At 69.8% G+C, this 16,404-nt stretch carries 14 protein-coding genes; 7 read left to right on the forward strand and 7 right to left on the reverse strand.

The annotated features are described in order from the left end of the window. Positions 1-68 precede the first annotated feature (68 nt). The 3 genes from IEZ13_RS01760 (at position 69) to IEZ13_RS01770 (ending at position 3,909) form a co-directional block, all read left to right on the forward strand. Entirely contained in the window at positions 69-2,507 is a 2,439-nt protein-coding gene (locus IEZ13_RS01760; protein ID WP_183215947.1) for a glycogen/starch/alpha-glucan phosphorylase, read from the forward strand. Positions 2,508-2,632: 125 nt separating this feature from the next. Next, the gene (locus tag IEZ13_RS01765) at positions 2,633-3,133 is read left to right on the forward strand and encodes a SigE family RNA polymerase sigma factor (RefSeq protein WP_183215949.1); all 501 of its coding nucleotides are present in this window, start codon (positions 2,633-2,635) and stop codon (positions 3,131-3,133) included. Next, positions 3,130-3,909, forward strand: coding sequence for a hypothetical protein (locus tag IEZ13_RS01770; RefSeq protein WP_183215950.1), 780 nt, complete (start codon positions 3,130-3,132; stop codon positions 3,907-3,909). The genes IEZ13_RS01765 and IEZ13_RS01770 overlap by 4 nt, the downstream gene beginning before the upstream one ends. A 280-nt stretch (positions 3,910-4,189) precedes the next feature. On the opposite strand, the gene IEZ13_RS01775 is transcribed toward IEZ13_RS01770, so the two are convergent. The 5 genes from IEZ13_RS01775 to IEZ13_RS01795 all read right to left on the reverse strand — a co-directional run bounded on the left by IEZ13_RS01775 (position 4,190) and on the right by IEZ13_RS01795 (position 10,011). Continuing rightward, the gene (locus tag IEZ13_RS01775; RefSeq protein ID WP_183215952.1) at positions 4,190-5,095 is read right to left on the reverse strand and encodes a DUF6282 family protein; all 906 of its coding nucleotides are present in this window, start codon (positions 5,093-5,095) and stop codon (positions 4,190-4,192) included. A gap of 48 nt (positions 5,096-5,143) precedes the next feature. Further along, positions 5,144-6,616 carry an RICIN domain-containing protein gene (locus IEZ13_RS01780; protein WP_183215954.1) on the reverse strand — a complete coding sequence of 491 codons (1,473 nt, stop codon included), beginning with the start codon at positions 6,614-6,616 and terminating at the stop codon, positions 5,144-5,146. Next, positions 6,613-7,227, reverse strand: coding sequence for a PilW family protein (locus IEZ13_RS01785; protein ID WP_189285726.1), 615 nt, complete (start codon positions 7,225-7,227; stop codon positions 6,613-6,615). Before IEZ13_RS01785 ends, IEZ13_RS01780 begins: the two co-directional genes overlap by 4 nt. 14 nt (positions 7,228-7,241) lie before the next feature. Further along, a complete protein-coding gene (locus tag IEZ13_RS01790) occupies positions 7,242-8,939 on the reverse strand; it encodes an Ig domain-containing protein (protein ID WP_183215958.1) in 1,698 nt (565 codons plus the stop codon). A 73-nt stretch (positions 8,940-9,012) separates the two neighbouring features. Beyond that, positions 9,013-10,011, reverse strand: a complete 999-nt coding sequence (locus IEZ13_RS01795; protein ID WP_183215961.1) for a polyprenyl synthetase family protein — start codon at positions 10,009-10,011, stop codon at positions 9,013-9,015. 64 nt (positions 10,012-10,075) lie between these two features. Here IEZ13_RS01795 and IEZ13_RS01800 point away from each other — a divergent pair, with 64 nt between their 5' ends. From IEZ13_RS01800 to IEZ13_RS01810, 3 genes are all read left to right on the forward strand, one after another. Then, positions 10,076-11,242, forward strand: coding sequence for an acyl-CoA dehydrogenase family protein (locus IEZ13_RS01800; RefSeq protein WP_183215963.1), 1,167 nt, complete (start codon positions 10,076-10,078; stop codon positions 11,240-11,242). Positions 11,243-11,411: 169 nt separating this feature from the next. Beyond that, positions 11,412-12,659 carry a VWA domain-containing protein gene (locus tag IEZ13_RS01805; protein WP_183215965.1) on the forward strand — a complete coding sequence of 416 codons (1,248 nt, stop codon included), beginning with the start codon at positions 11,412-11,414 and terminating at the stop codon, positions 12,657-12,659. Further along, positions 12,659-13,423, forward strand: coding sequence for a peptidase (locus IEZ13_RS01810; protein WP_183215967.1), 765 nt, complete (start codon positions 12,659-12,661; stop codon positions 13,421-13,423). Before IEZ13_RS01805 ends, IEZ13_RS01810 begins: the two co-directional genes overlap by 1 nt. A gap of 37 nt (positions 13,424-13,460) precedes the next feature. Here the strand turns inward: IEZ13_RS01810 and IEZ13_RS01815 are convergent, their stop codons facing one another. Further along, positions 13,461-14,849, reverse strand: coding sequence for an Nramp family divalent metal transporter (locus tag IEZ13_RS01815; RefSeq protein ID WP_183215969.1), 1,389 nt, complete (start codon positions 14,847-14,849; stop codon positions 13,461-13,463). Continuing rightward, positions 14,843-15,667 (reverse strand): shikimate dehydrogenase, encoded by an 825-nt coding sequence (locus IEZ13_RS01820; RefSeq protein WP_183215971.1) that lies wholly within the window; start codon positions 15,665-15,667, stop codon positions 14,843-14,845. The genes IEZ13_RS01815 and IEZ13_RS01820 overlap by 7 nt, the downstream gene beginning before the upstream one ends. Before the next feature lie 90 nt (positions 15,668-15,757). Here IEZ13_RS01820 and IEZ13_RS01825 point away from each other — a divergent pair, with 90 nt between their 5' ends. Then, entirely contained in the window at positions 15,758-16,399 is a 642-nt protein-coding gene (locus IEZ13_RS01825; protein WP_183215973.1) for a TetR/AcrR family transcriptional regulator, read from the forward strand. The last annotated feature ends 5 nt before the right edge of the window (positions 16,400-16,404 follow it).

Here is a 16,404-nt window from a genome sequence, read left to right on the forward strand (position 1 = left end):
GAATCGGGCTATCCGGGAGTTACCAGGAAGGGCGGCCATCCGAAACCTTCGGCGGGCACAATGGCGGCATGGATCTTCGACAGGGCATCGGTCCGCGCCGACCGGGCAAGACCGCCGATGAGTTCCAGCAGGACCTGTTGAGCAACCTCTTCTACCGGCGCGGCACGACGGTCGAGTCGGCGAGCGCGCGCGACGCGTACGAGACGCTCTCCCTCACCGTGCGGGACCGGCTCGCCGAGCGGCGGTCCCGGACCGCGGCCGCGCACTTCGCCACCAACCCCAGATGGGTCTACTACCTCTCCGCGGAGTACCTTCTCGGCGCTCAGCTGGAGCAGAACCTGCTCTACTCCGACACCGGCGACCTGGCCGCCGAGGCGGTCAAGACCCTCGGCTTCAGCCTGGAGGACCTGGAGGAGCTGGACATCGAACCGGGCCTCGGCAACGGCGGCCTGGGCCGTCTCGCCGCCTGCCTGGTCGACTCGATGGCCACCCGGGACATCCCGGCGGTCGGCTACGGCATCCGCTACGACTTCGGCATCTTCCACCAGATCATCACCGAGGAGGGGCAGACCGAGCGCCCCGACGACTGGGCCTTCCACGGCAACCCGTGGGAGTTCCCGGCCCCCGACGACCGGCAGACCGTCGGCTTCTACGGGCACACCGAGCCGATCCCCGGCGCACAGACCCGCAAGCGCTGGGTGCCCGGCGAGATCGTGCTCGGCGAGCCCAGCCACATGCTGGTCCCCGGCTACGGCACCGAGACGGTCAACATCGTCCGGCTGTGGCGGGCCCGGGGCAGTGAGGCGTCCTTCGACCTGAGCCGCTTCTCCGCCGGCCAGTACGCCGAGGCCGTCCAGGAGGCGGTGCGCGCCGAGAACATCAGCAAGGTCCTCTACCCCGACGACAGCACCGAACTGGGCCGTGAGCTGCGGCTCAAGCAGCAGTACTTCCTGGTCTCCTGCTCGCTGCGGGACATCATCCGGCGGTTCCGGCTGCGCAACGAGGGCTGGGCCGAGTTCGCCGACAAGACCGTCATCCAGCTCAACGACACCCACCCGACGATCGCCATCGCCGAACTGATGCGGCTGCTCGTCGACGAGTACGAGCTGGAGTGGGACGAGGCCTGGTCGATCACCCGGCGGACGTTCGCGTACACCTGCCACACCCTGCTGCCGGAGGCGCTGGAGACGTGGCCGGTGCACATGTTCGAGCGGCTGCTCCCCCGGCACCTGGAGATCATCTACCTGATCAACATGCTGTTCCTGAAGGAGGTCGAGGCCCGGTTCCCCGGTGACCACGACCGGGTGCGCCGCATGTCGATCATCGGTGAGGAACCGGAGCGCCGGGTCCGGATGGCACACCTCGCCGTGGTCGGCACCGAGGCCGTCAACGGCGTGGCCGAACTGCACTCCAAGCTGCTGCGCGAGACAGTGCTCAACGACTTCGCCGAGCTGTGGCCGGCCAAGTTCCAGAACGTCACGAACGGCGTCTCACCCCGCCGGTTCGTCAAGATCGCCAACCCCCGGCTCTCCGACCTGATCACCGAGGGTCTCGGCGGCGACGACTGGCTCGGCGACCTGGAACGGCTCGCCGGGCTGGAGGCGCTCGCCGGCGACGCGTCGTTCCTGGAGCGCTGGCGGGCGATCAAGCGGGCCAACAAGGTCGACCTGGCGGCCGGCGACCCGGATTCGCTCACCGACGTGATGATCAAGCGGTTCCACGAGTACAAGCGGCAACAGCTCAAGCTGCTGCACGTGATCGCCATGTACCACCGGATCCGCGCCGATCCCAGCGCCGACTGGGTGCCGCGTACCGTGCTGTTCGCCGGGAAGGCGGCGCCCGCCTACCACGCGGCCAAGGAGATCATCCGGCTGATCGCCATGATCGCGGCCCGGATCGCCGCGGACCCGGTCGTCTCCCCGTACCTCAAGGTGGTGTTCCCGGAGAACTACAACGTCACCCTGGCCGAGCGCATCATCCCGGCCGCCGACCTGAGCGAGCAGATCTCGCTGGCCGGCAAGGAGGCATCCGGCACCGGCAACATGAAACTGGCCCTCAACGGCGCGCTCACCATCGGCACGCTGGACGGCGCCAACATCGAGATCCGGGCACGGGTCGGCGCGGAGAACTTCTTCCTCTTCGGCATGGACGCGTACCAGGCCGCCAACGCCCACCAGCAGGGATACAGCCCGTGGGCCTACTACGAGGCCGACGGTGAGCTGCGGGCCGCCCTCGACACCCTGCGCGCCGGCACGTTCGGCGAGGCGGGCCAGCGGGTCGCCGCCTCCCTGCTGGGCCGCGACGAGTACCTCACGCTCGCCGACTTCCGCTCCTACGTGGAGAGTCAGGACGAGGTCGACCGGGCCTGGCGCGACCCGCAGCGGTGGGCGCGCATGTCGGTCCTCAACACGGCGCACAGCGGCTTCTTCAGCTCCGACCGCACGGTCTCCGACTACGCGGCCCGCATCTGGCGGGTCGCCCCGGTCCCGGTCCCGAAGGAGGGCTGAGCAAGCACATCCGAAGGGGTACGAGGGGTGATCACCTCTCGTACCCCTTCGGCGTGCCCGCCGCCGAGCCGGTAACCTGCCAAGATCTCTGACGTCGCCCGGTCCGGAACAGGGGGTGCCCGCCAGTGCGCGACGACGCGTTCCGCGCGTATTTCGAGCGGCATCACGCCTCGCTGTCACGTCTGGCGTACCTGATGACCGGCGAGTCCCAGGTGGCCGACGATCTGGCCGCCGACGCGCTGACCGAGGTGTGGCGGCACTGGGACCGGGTGGACGCGGCCGACGACCCGGTGGCGTACGGCCACGGCATCGTGATGAACCTGTCCCGCCAGTGGGTGCGCCGGCGCGGCCGGGAACGGCTCCTGTCGTTCGGGTCGCTGCGCCGCGGCCGGGACACCGACGTGCCGGCCGTCCTCGACGTGCGCGGAGCGCTGCGCCGGCTGCCCCACCGGCGGCGGGCCTGCGTGGTCCTGCGGTATGCCTTCGACCTGCCGGAACGCGAGGTGGCCGCGATTCTCGGCATCTCCGTGGGCGCCGTGAAGAGCGCGACCTCCCGGGGCGCGCGGCAACTTGCCGAACTACTGGGTGACCATGTCCGCATCGACGGCTGGGAGGCGGCCCGATGAGGCTCTCCGACGATGGTCTGCGCGCCGCCCTGCGGTCCGAGGCGGCCGCCCACCAGCCCGACCGTGAGGCGATGCTGGACCGAATCAGCACGGCCGCCATGCAGGACTCCGGCCGCCGCCGCACGCCCCGCCGCGGCCCCCGGGTGCGGATGGCCACCGTGGTGGCCGCCGTGGTGGTCCTCTTCGGTGGCGGCGGCGTCGGCACGTGGGCGCTGGCCAACTCGATCGACCGGGACGAGGCCACCCCGGCCCCGACGGTCGCACCCACCACCGACCCCACCCCGACGAGCGTCGCCCCGGCCACCACCGGGCCCACCCCGAGCCGGACCACGCCCACCCGGAAGCCGACCTCCGCGGCCCCGCCACCGGCGCCCACCAAGGCGCAGCCCGGCGGCACCCGGGTCGAGCAGGGCCCGCTCTGGTCGGACGGCTCCGTCGATCCGGACAGCGGCGACACCTCGGGAGCGTCGGTGGTCACCCTGAAGACCACCGCGGAACTGAGGACGCTTGAGGTGGTGATCCGGGTGGCCCGCACCGACGGGCTCACATCCCGGGGTGGCACCAAGTCGACCCCGGGCGCGTCGGTGACGACCACGGTGACCGAGGAGCCGGGCGCCTTCCTCTACCGCTTCACCCTGGCCTCCGCGGACAGGCTGGCCCCGGGCACCTATACGTTCACCGCGAAATACGCCCACCCGACTGGCGGCCGCGATGCGGGCGGTGACACCTACGAGGCCACCTCCGGCGCGCTGAGGGTCAACGGCGACTTCTCCTGAAAGGCCTTTTGTGGTCGAGTGCCGCGTCACCAGCGCTATAGGCCAGGTGGACGACCACGACATCGCCTTCGTGTGCGTTCACCGCGACCGGCGTGACGGCCAGGAACAGCAACTCGGATGCTTGGCGAGCCCGCTGAGAGGGAGCGGCTGCACACGCGGGAGTGTCAATCGATCTACGCCCGGCGGGCGCGGCAAAGGCCGCAGCGGGCAGCAGGTCGCGTGGTGCCGCGGAGCGGGCCCGGTGCGTTTGAAGGCGGCGGACGCCGTACCGGAAACGGGTTCATAGGGCGATGAAGCGTGAGTTGACGACGGCCATGGTGTGGATCTCGGCCTCGGTGAAGCCCGCGCCGAGCAGGCGGTCGGCGAAGAGGGCGAGCCCGTCCTCGACCGGCGGGTTGAAGGGCTGACCGAGGTCGCTGGAGAGCAGCGAGTACTCGGGCCCGACCGCGCGGATGGCGGCGATCAGGTCGTCCCAGGAGACCTTGCCGGTGTGCGGGGTGGTGAAGCAGCGCTCCAGGAGGACGCCGAGCGAGGCCAGCCGGATCTGATCGGCCACCGGGAGGCGCTGCGAGGTGAATTCGGGGTGGGTGACGACGATGCGGCGGACGCCCTCCTCGCGGGCGGCCAGCACCACGGCGATGATCTCGGCGGCGGCGAGGTGCCCGGTGGCCAGCACCATGTCGTGCCGGGCGATCACCCGGAGCACCCGGCGGACCGGTTCGAGGACCCGGCCGTCCGGGGAGAGCACCTCGACGATGTCCGGGACGATGCCCTGGGCGTGCAGGTCGGCCTGGAGCGCGCCCCACATGGCCGGTTTCGCGCCGGGCAGGTCGCCGGCGGTGTTGGTGCGCTGGTTGCGCGAGTCGACCGTGGGCATCCAGACGATGCGGGCGCCGAGACGGCCGGCGATCTCGACGGCGGCCGGGTTCATGCCGCCCATCGAGCCGTTCAGGGTGATGGCGCCGAGCACGTCGACGCCGGGGACGGCCTTACGGACGACGGCGGCGCGTTCCGCTGTCGTGACATAGTGCGATTTCAGAATGAAACCGGCCAGGCCCACCTCACGGCAGCGCCTGGCCAGGTCCAGATCGTCGATGCGCCGGTCCATCACGTCCGGGGCCACGTGCACATGCGTGTCGTAGGCCCCGGCGACCAGCGCGCGGGCGGCGGCTGACGGCTCAGTCATGATGTCGCCATGCTGCCACGGAACCGGCCGGTTCCGGCTCCCGCGCTTCTAATCCTCCACGACGTCGGAGATCGGCGTGGTCCGGCTGATGTTCGCCGGCGCGTTCCATTTCTGGAGCTCCGAGCTGCTGCACTGGTAGACCTTGACCTTGCTGGTGCCGTCGGAGTGGGTGTCCTTGGGCGTGGCCTTCAGGTCGGTGGGCGCCAGGCAGTTCCCGTCACTGTCCAGGATTCGGTAGCTGGTGGCGTACACACCGGTGTCGTGCACCACCTTCCACCACAGTTCCTTGTCCTTACGCGGATTGGCGGCGGTGACGTTGTCGCAGTTGACCACCGTCGCGTAGGCGCCCGAGGCGGTGCTCAACGGCGACTTGAGGCAGAACTCCACGCCGTCCTTCGTCACCACGATGTTGCCCTCGGCGCTGAACGCCGGGCTCACCGGCACCGGGTGCACGAACTGCTGGTTCCAGTCCACCCGGCCCTGCGGATCCTGCTTGCAGAACCAGGCGATCATGTACGTCGCCTTCGGGTCCTTGTTGGTGAGGTCCAGGCACCGGCTGAACTGGGCGTAGTTGACGAGCTGGTTGGTGCTGTCACCGGCCATGCCGGCGCCGACCGTGGTCTCGGACCGCCAGATGGTCTGGGTGCTGCTGGAGTTGCAGTCGCCGAGGACGACGAGGCTTCCGGAGGTGTTCGCGGTCTTCACGTTGACGCAGAGACTGTTCTCCGTGACGTTCCCGGCGGTGACCGAGTGGAACTGGCTGTTGCCGTCCAGGCTGAACTGGAACAGGCCTTCCGGGGAGCCGGGATTCGGGCACGGCCGCAGGACGACCTGGTTGCCTTTGCTGTGGGACGCGCCCGAGTGCAGGCAGGACCCGCGCGGCGCGGCCGCCGACTCCGAGTTGATCAGCTTGAGGTAGAGCTCCTTGGTGTAACCGAACTGCTGGGTGCTGCTCCCGTTGCACCATTGCATGGTCAGTTTGTCGCCGCTCACCGGCGTCCGTGATCCGGCGTCCATGCACAGGGTCTTGGCGGACGGCGAGTCGATCCGGATCGCGCCGCCGTCGATGTTGTTGTTGGTGGTGGAGAACGTGTAGGTGGCTTTCAGCGTCCGGCTGCCGCTGCTGGTGCCCACCGAGGTCACCCTGGCCGTGAACGGGACCTCGGCGAGCGGGCAGCCGATCGGGCTGCCGTCCCGTTTGAAGTAGTCGATGGTGACCTCGTAGTGCAGCTTCTCGCCGGTCCCGTCCACCCCGGCGTCACCGATGATGTGACACTGCGGCATGTCCTCCAGCTTGCCGTTCTTGAGGCTGTCGGAGGCCGCCCGGACCCGGGCCATCACGACGTCCAGCCCGATCTGCGCCCCGTTCAGAGCGGCGGTGCGGTCGGCGAAACCGGTCGTCGACTTGACCTGCCGGACGACCAGCGGGAGCAGCGCCGCCGACAGGGACAGCCCGATGGTGATGACCAGCATCGCCATCGGCAGCGAGCCACGGTCGTCGGTGCCACGGATACGCATCATGAGGTCGGCCTGCCCTTGTCGCATTCTTTGGTGGAGGTCTTACCGGCGGCGCTACGGCTGAGGTTCTGCGCGGTGAAAACCGACTCGAAAGGCAGTGTGACCGTTCCGGCCTTCACCATGAAGTGCATCCTGACCTGCTGGAACTCGGTCTCGTAATGGGCGCCCATACCGGTTCCAGGGCTGGCCGAGGCATACGGCTTCGCCCCGGCGAGGAGCAGATTGAAGGGGTCGACGCCACTGATCAGGGTGATTCCGCTGGCCACCGCCGCAGCCGTGCCCGGCGTCGTGCCCGACGTCCATTCCGCCAGGGACAGCACGCCGTCCTCGATCTTCAGCTGCCGGCATCCGGTCTTGGTCTCGTACTCCATGAACCACCGGTCGCCGACCTTTCCCTGCGGGGAGATCCAGTTGGCGTAGCGCAGCTCCCGGTCCAGCCGGCGGAAGCTGTTGTCCAGTTGGTCGCGAACCTCGGCGGTGTTGTCGATCGACTTCGTACCGGAGTAGATCTGGACCGTGGCGCCGACGATCACCAGCGTCACGACCGACATGATCGCCACCGTCACCATGAGTTCGACGAGGGAGAAACCCCGGTCGTCGCTGTGCTGCCGCATCCGGTTCCCCTTTCTCACGTGATGGTCCAGACGAAATTCAGGACGGCGGTCTGCGGCGTCGGTGGCGTACTGGTCGCGGTGATCGTGACCGGGTAGGTGCCCTTGGCCGTCGGCGTACCGGTGATCGTCTGCTGTCCGCTGTTGAGGGTGAGCCCCGGTGGCAGTCCGGTCACCGTGTACGAGATGTTCCCCAGCGACAGGCTCTGCCCGTTCGTCACGAGGGCCATGCTGGTCGCCGTACCCGCCACCGATGTCCGGTCGGCACCGACCGGGTTCGGCGTGGTGAAGGTCAACCTGGTCGTCGTCGCCACCACCAGCTCGAAGGTCTGGCTGACCGTGCCGCCGAGACCGTCGGTGACGGTGGCCTTCAGCAGGTACCGCCCGGGGACCGTCGGCGTGCCGGAGACGACACCGGTGGCCGCGTCGATCGTCACACCCAGCGGGGCGCCGCTGAGGGCGTAGGTGTACGCCCCGTCACCGCCCGCCGCCACCGCGGTGACGGAGACCGCCGATCCCAGGTTCACCGACTGCGCGGGTAGCGCCGCCAGGGTCACCGGCTGGTAGACGGTGTGCGTGAACGTCATCGGGTCGGACCGCATGCCGTTGGCGTCCACGACCCGGACCGTGATCGGGTAGGCGCCGGCCTTGCCGATCCGGCCGGTGATCACGCCGGTCGCGGGGTCGAGATTCAGCTCATCGGGCAGGTTCGTCGAGGTGAAGGTGTACTTCGGGACGCCACCGGTCACCGCGAGGGTCAGCGACACGTCCGCGCCGACCAGGCTCTTCGACGGGGGCAGCGCGGCGAGGCTCGGCGGCTGCACCACGGTCAGCTTGAGCGGTCGCTCGTCCCAGATGCCGTTGCTGTCGGTCACCCGCAGCGTCGTGTTCGTCACGCCCACCGCGGTGGGTGTGCCGGTGACGTAGCCGACTGCCGTGGGCGCCGTGAGCCAGGACGGCCGGGACCCGATGGTCCAGGTGTAGAGCGGCTTGCCGGCGTCGACGTCGAGCTGGTAGCTCTTCTCCCTGCCCACGTAGAACGTCAGCTCGCTGGTCACCACCTTCGGGACGCCCGGGTTGGAGTCGAACGTCGGTTCGGCGGCCTCCGAGACCAGCGTCGAGGCGATGTGACTGCACGTGGCGTCGGCGCAGTTCTTCCCCGGCCAGGTGACCAGCACGACCACCCGGAAGTACCGCAGGATCTCGGCCTTGTTCGGTGGCGCCGTGTAGTCGTCGGGGTTGACGCAGTCGTCGCCGCGCAGGTAGTAGACCTCGCACTTGCCGACGTAGATCGTGCGCTGGTAGGTGGCGCTGCCCACCGTCACCGTCCGCGTCGCGGTCGACAGGGGCGCCTCGTCGCCCACCGTCGAGGCGCTGTCCTTGATCTCCGGGTCGGAGGCCATCTTCATGCTGCTCAGGTACGGCTTCAGCTTCTTGCGGCTCGGGCCGGTCAGCGCGGCGTCCCACTGACCCTTGACCTTGACCGGCCCGCGCCCGGACAGCAGTGAGCTGCCCTCCAGCGCGCGTACCTCCTCGAGCCCGCCGGCGGCCACCTGAACCGCCTGGCGCACGTCACGCGAGTGCGCGACGGCGAGGTTGCCGGTGATGAAGAAGGAGCCCAGTCCGGCCATCGCGATGCTGATCACAGCCAACGACACGAGCACCTCGAGAAGGCTGGAGCCCTCGTCCGAGGATCGGACCGGTTCGCCGCGCATCGCACTCCCTGCCGTGTCATTCCGGAGAATTCACAGGGCCTCATCGGCAGGCCGGCGGTGGAGTGGAGGAAACTCAGCCGGTGCGATCCGCGATGTAGTGGCAGAACTGCTCCAGCGTCTGCCGGGCGGCCCCGGCGGGCAGCGTGCCGACACTGCGGCGGGCCGCCTCGGCGTAGCCGTGCACGGTCTCCCGGGCCTGCTTCAGGGCGGCCGACTCACGCAGCAGGGCCAGCGCCTCGGCATGCTCACCATCGTCGGTGAGCGGGCCCTTGCTGAGCAGTTCCCGCAGACGGGGGCCGGCGGCGGAGGGGTCGGACAGGGCGTAGAGCACCGGCAGGGTGGGCACGCCCTCGCGCAGGTCGGTGCCGGGCGTCTTGCCGGACTGGGCCGACTCGGAGGCGATGTCGAGCAGGTCGTCGGAGAGCTGGAAGGCGATCCCGATGGCGGTGCCGAACGCGGCGAGCGTCTCCACGTGCGCCGGGGGCAACCCGGAGAAGAGGCCGCCGAACCGGGCCGAGGTGGCGATCAGCGAGGCCGTCTTGTCCTCGACGGCGCGCAGGTGGTGCCGGATCGGGTCGCCGCCGCGCGGGCCGACGGTCTCGGCGAGCTGGCCGCGGACCAGCTGCGACAGGGTGGCGGCCTGGAGGCGGACCGCCTCGTCGCCCAGGCCGGCGGCCATCGACGCGGCCCGGGCCAGCAGGAAGTCGCCGACGTACACGGCCAGCCGGTTGCTCCACCGCGAGTTCGCGCTGGCCGCGCCGCGCCGCAGGGACGCCTCGTCCATCACGTCGTCGTGGTAGAGGGTGGCCAGGTGGGTCAGCTCCATGAGCACCGCCGCCGGCAGCAGTTCGGGGCGGTTCGGGTCGCCGAACTGGGCGCAGAGCGCCACCACCATCGGGCGGAACCGCTTGCCGCCGGCCCGCACCAGATGTGCCGCGACCTCGGCGACCAGCGGGTCGGGGCTGGCCACGGCGGCGTACAGCCCGGTCTCCACATCCGCCAGGAAGCCCGAGACGGCGTCCCGGACGGACGGATCGACGAGGTCACTGAGTCCCGGTATCGCGGCCGCCATGATCAAGAGGCTAGATCACCCGGCTGAGAGCACGCTGATCAGGCCTCCGGTGCAGAATCGACGGATGACCGTCACTGATCCGTTCGACCTGCTCGACATCGACAGCCTGCTCAGCGACGAGGAGCGGCAGATCCGGGAGACGGTGGCCCGGTTCGTGACCGACCACGTCCGCCCGCACGTGGCGGACTGGTTCGAGGCCGGCACCTTCCCCCGCGAACTCGCCCCCGAGCTGGGCAAACTGGGCGTGCTCGGGATGCACCTGGAGGGGTACGGCTGCGCCGGCACCAGCGCCGTGGCGTACGGCCTGGCCTGTCTGGAGCTGGAGGCCGGTGACTCCGGACTGCGCAGTTTCGTCTCGGTGCAGGGCTCGCTCGCGATGTTCTCGATCTGGAAGTACGGCTCCGAGGAGCAACGTCGGGAGTGGCTGCCCCGGATGGCGGCCGGCGAGGCGATCGGCTGCTTCGGCCTGACCGAGCCGGACTTCGGCAGCGACCCGGCCAACATGCGCACCCGCGCGGTCCGCGACGGCGGCGACTGGATCCTGAACGGCTCCAAGATGTGGATCACCAACGGCAGCATCGCCGACGTGGCAACCGTCTGGGCGCAGACCGAGGACGGCATCCGCGGCTTCCTCGTACCGAAGGACACCCCCGGCTTCACCACGCGGACCATCAAGCGGAAGCTGTCGCTGCGCGCCTCGATCACCGGCGAGCTGGCCCTCGACGACGTCCGGTTGCCCGGCTCGGCCATGCTGCCCGGGGCGGCCGGCCTGGGCGCCCCGCTGAGCTGCCTGAGCGAGGCCCGGTTCGGCATCGTCTTCGGCTCGGTCGGCGCGGCCCTCGACTCGCTGCGCACCACGATCGGCTACGCGAACAACCGCATCCAGTTCGGCAGGCCGATCGCCGCCTTCCAGCTCACCCAGGGCAAGCTGGCGGACATGGCGGTCGACCTCGGCACGTCCGCGCTGCTCGCGCTGCACCTGGGCCGACTCAAGGACGCCGGCCGGCTCAAGCCGCACCAGATCAGCGTCGGCAAGCTCAACAACGTGCGCCAGGCGCTGGCCATCGCCCGCGAGTGCCGCGGCATCCTGGGCGGCAGCGGCATCACCCTGGAGTACTCCCCGCTGCGCCACGCCAACAACCTCGAGTCGGTGGTCACCTACGAGGGCACCTCGGAGATCCACACGCTGGTCATCGGCCAGACGCTCACCGGCCACGCCGCTTACCGATAAAACCCTTTCTCCGGTACGGCGTACGCCGTCCCCGACCGCATTCCGCCCGCTCCGCGGCACCACGCGATCCCACTGCCAGGTCCGGCCCGCGACGCGACCGCCGGGCTCAGATCGGTGGCCGGGGGGCGGCGTACGCCGTACCGTTGAAGGTTGTTTATGATCTTGCCGCGTGATCCATAGGAAACTGTCCTTAGTGGCAGCAATAGGATTGATCGCGGCCTCTGCGTTCCTGGGTGCCACCCCCGCGCTCGCCGACGAGACCGAGACCGAACCGCCCGTGGTCGAGCTGGTGCTCGACGTCAGCGGATCGATGAAGGCCGCCGACGTCGAGGGCGGTGCGACCCGGATGGCCGTCGCCAAGCAGGCCTTCAACGAGGTCGTCGACTCGCTGCCGGAGACCACCCAGCTCGGGATCCGGGTGCTGGGCGCCACCTACGCCGGCAAGAACAAGCGGCTCGGCTGCCAGGACACCCAGCAGATCGTCAAGGTCGGCACGGTCAACCCGGTCGCCGCCAAGAACGCCATCGCCACCCTGAAACCGACCGGCTTCACCCCGATCGGCCTGGCCCTGCGCGAGGCGGCGGCGGACCTGGGCGACACCGGATCGGTACGCCGGATCGTGCTGATCACCGACGGCGAGGACACCTGCACACCGCCCGACCCGTGCGACGTCGCCCGGGAACTGGCCGCGCAGGGCACCGAGCTGGTCATCGACACGCTCGGCCTGGCGCCCGACGAGAAGACCCGCAAGCAGTTGGTCTGCATCTCGCAGGCGACCGGTGGCACGTACGCCGCGGCGCAGAGCGAGGACGAGCTGACCGACCGGATCAAGCAGCTGGTCGACCGGGCCGCCCTGCCGCCGCCGGTGACCCCGGCCGCGGTGACCGGCGCGAAGGACTGTGCCAAGGCGCCGCTCCTGGCGGCCGGCGTCTACACCGACCGGGAGCTGATCGGCGAGCACCGCTACTACCGGGTCGCCGTCGACTCCGGTGACGAGCTGCGCGCCTCGGTGAGCGTGGCGCTGGACCGGCCGCTGAACCGCGACTACGGCGTACTGATCAAGGCGGCCACGATGGACGGCCGGGAACTGGTCCGCGGGGTGGACGCGAGCAGCGGCCGCGCCGACGTGATCTCGGCGGGCCTGCGCTGGTCCGGCGACGAGGAACCGGATCTCTCCGCGACCTCGGACATCTGCCTGGAGGTCAGCAACTCGTTCGCCTCGGCCACCGCGGCCGGCGCCCCCGGCATGCCGGTCGAGCTGAGCATCGGCCTGGCCCCGGCCTCCGAGGCGCCGGACGCGCCGGGTCTGGGCCGTGGCCTGCTGCTGCTGTTCGTGCTGGCGATCGCCGGATTGGTGGCCGGCGTGCTGGCCGGATGGCTGACCCGCTGGTGGGTCGCCAAGTGGGGAGTGAACTGATGCGCAGTCTGCCGGCTCTGATCGCCCTCGGTTTCATCATGTTGCCCTCTCCCGCGCTCGCCGACCCCTCGGAGGGGCCGAAGCCGGCCGCCGGGATCAGCTCGGCCGGCACCTCCTTCCTGACCGCGGTGACGATCGGCGCCGGTCAGCCGGTGAAGGTCGCCGCGGTCACCGGTGACTACCTCTACTGGTCGTTCCCCGCCGAGGCCGGGCAGCGCCCGGAGCTCGCGGTCACCGTGGACCTGTCGGAGGCCGCCGGCCGTTCCGGCGCCCAGTCCTGGACCGTCGAGGTGTTCGACGGGCTGCGGCGGCGGCAGGCGTGCGTGGGCGGCGAGCAGAGCCCGGTCGCCGCGGTCTCCGACACCGAGCTCACCCTCGGCTGCCGGCTGCGGCAGGTCCGGTCGTGGGCCGAGCCGTGGGACGGTGACCCGCTGCCGGGCACCTACTACGTACGGCTCTCCAGCACCGATCTGCCGGAGAAGGACCTGGGCCTGCCGATCGACGTGGCCCTGAACCTCACTTCTCCGACCGGTGACACCAGCGCGGACCAGGGATCGCTTGCGGCGCCCCTGGTTCCGGACAATCGCCCGGGCGAGGTGCTGACCGCCGCTCCGTCGCCGACGGCCGAGGCCGACGAGGACGACATCTCGCTGGACTGGCTGCCGGACTTCTCGTCCCGCTGGGTGTGGACGGCCGCCGGTGGCGTGATCGCCGCGATCACCGGCCTGATCGGGTTCTCCTGGACCCGGCGGCGCCGGGCCTGATCCGATGAAAGGGGGGCCGCTCGGCCCCCCTTTCCCGTTACAGCTTGTCGAGCTGGGTGACGACCATCGCGACGGCGAAGAAGCCGTAGAAGCCGATCGCCACGATCATGCCGCCGAGCCGCCAGCCACGCATCCGCACCGGCGCCGGCAGGTCCCGGGTGTTCAGCTTCACCAGCAGGATCGAGTAGAGCAGCGTCACCACCGAGGCCGCGCAGGTGGAGACGATCAGCAGGCCGAGCGGCTGGGTGAAGCCGGCCAGCAGGATGATCGAGCCGAGCACGATCTCCGCCCACACCACGGTCAGGTAGATCCGCGGCTCGGTCCAGCGCGCGGAATCGGCGAGGTAGTTGCGGCGCAGGAAGTCCGACGCCACCCGGCCGATGATGTCGAGCAGGCCCATCGCGGCGGCCCACAGCGACACCGCGGCCACCGCCAGGAACAGCAGCTTGAGCCACGGGCCGACCTCGTCCGCGAAGATCTCGCCCTGGATCCGCAGGAACGACGGGTCCGACTTGAGGTCGCCCCGGCCGAACAGCGTCTCGTACGCGAGCAGGCTCATCACGCCGATCGTCACGAAGCAGACCGCCACGAACGTGACCAGGTGCTCGATGTTGGCCCGCTTCCACCACACCTTCCAGCGGCCCATCGACGTCTCGTCGAGCGGGAACGTGTACCGGTCGCCGCCGCCGGCCGCCTCCTCCTGCCCGGTGATCGGGGAGATCAGCCGGGGGACGTGGGCGCCCATGCCGTACCGCTTGTCCCGGATCCAGTTGCTCAGCACCAGGTTGTGTACGCCACCGGCGCCGGCCGCGCCGATCGCGCTGAGCAGCATGGTGAAGGTGATGCCGTCCGGGATCTGCCCGAACTCGGTGACCGTGGCCTTCGCACCGTCGCCCCAGGTGGTCAGCGAGATCACGAAGACGACCACGACCGCCAGGAAGAACAGCGTCAGGGCGACCTTGACGACCTCGACCCGCTCGACGGTCCGGTAGACCACCTTGGACAGTGACAGCAGCACGCCGATGATCACCAGGGTGGCCACCGTGATCCAGACCGGGTCGCCACCCCCGATCAGGTACGTGAAGACGGTCGAGCCGCTGGTCGCCCAGCCGGGCCAGACGTACTGGAAGGCGCCGGCCAGGCAGATGACGACGCCCCAGCCCTTCCACCAGCGGGAGAAGCCGGCGACCACGGTCTGCCCGGTGGCCAGGGTGTAGCGCTCGATCTCCATGTTGATGACGAACTGCACGGCCAGCGTGGTGAAAGCCAGCCAGAGCAGGCCCAGGCCGCCGATCGCGGTCAGGTACGGCCAGAGGATGATCTCGCCGGCTGCCATGCCGATGCCGACGGCGACGATGCCGGGGCCGACCATCCGGCGTAGCGAGAGGGGTTCGGGGAGTTCACGAGTGGTGGTCTCGGTCAGCATTGCCGCTCCAGGATCTGGGAGAGGTGAAGCAACATCCGCGCGATATCGGGGGTACGCCCGGTGAACAGCTCGAACGCCGCGGCGGCCTGGTAGGCGCACATCGCCGTGCCGCCGATCGTCCGCAGACCGCGGGCACGGGCGGCACGCAGCAGCTCCGTCTCCAACGGCATGTAGACGATGTCGGCGACCCACAGGCCACGGTGGAGCGACTCTGTGGGCAGCGGGATTCCCGGGTGGTGGTGCATGCCGATCGGGCTGGCGTTGACCAGCCCGTCGGCGCCGGCGAGCAGCTCCGGCGTGGCCGTCTTCTCGTGGCGCGCGCCGATCCGGCCGGCAAGCTCCGCACCGCGGGCCCCGTCCGGGTCCACGATCGTCAGCCGCTCGGCGCCCAGTTCACGCAACGCATGGGCACAGGCCGCCCCGGCGCCGCCCGCGCCCAGTTGCACGACGTGACGGGTGGGCACGTCGGGCAGTTGGGAACGGAAGGACTGGGCGAAGCCGTACGCGTCCGTGTTGTGTCCCTGCCGCCGACCGTCCCGGAATACCACGGTGTTGACCGCACCGATGTCGCGGGCCTGCGGCGAGAGGTCGTCGAGATGCTTGATGACCTGCTGCTTGAACGGGTGGGTGATGTTGAGCCCGGCGAAACCGGCGCGGTCGGCCTCGTCGAGCAGCCGTTCGAGATCCGCGGTCTCCCCGGTGTCGAACAGCGTGTAGGTGAGCCCGAGGTGGTGGTGGCGCCCCTCGGCCTCGTGCAGCGCCGGTGACAGCGACGTGCCGATTCCGGCTCCGATCAACCCGCACCGGCTTGCCGCCATATTGATCTCCGCATCTAATGTACGAACTGGTACGTTAGTTATCGGGTGTGACGGCGGACACTGTCAAGGCTCACGGCAGACTTACTTTTCATGACACAGGAGAAGGCCGTGGTGGAGAGACAGCGCGACGCGGAACGCACCCGCACCGAGCTCCTCGACGTGGCCACCGAGGAGTTCGCCGAGAACGGCTACAGCGGCGCCCGGGTCGACGAGATCGCGGCCCGGACCCGCACCACGAAACGGATGATCTACTACTACTTCGGCGGGAAGGAGCAGCTCTACCTGGCGGTTCTCGAGCGGGCGTACGCCGAGATCAGAGCCGCCGAACGCACCGTCGACGTCGACCACCTGGACCCGGTCGCCGCGGTCCGCCGCCTCGCCGAGGTCACCTTCGACCACCACGAGGCACACCCGGCCTTCATCAAACTGGTCGGCGTCGAGAACGCGCAGCACGCCAAGCACATGAACCACGTGGCCCGGCTGGTCGACCTGAACAGCTCGGCCGTCGACCTGCTCCGCGGCGTCCTCGACCGGGGCCGTGCGGAGGGCACGTTCCGTGACGACGTCGACGCTCTCGACGTACACATGATGATCAGTTCGTTCTGTTTCTTCCGCGTCGCCAACCGCCACACCTGGGGCGCGCTCTTCGACCGGGACCTGCTCGACGAGTCCCGCCGCGGGCACTACCGCACCATGCTCGGCGACCTGGTGACCGGCTATCTACGAAAGTGAGATCC

The organism is Actinoplanes campanulatus (assembly GCF_014647795.1).
Classification (GTDB): domain Bacteria; phylum Actinomycetota; class Actinomycetes; order Mycobacteriales; family Micromonosporaceae; genus Actinoplanes; species Actinoplanes campanulatus.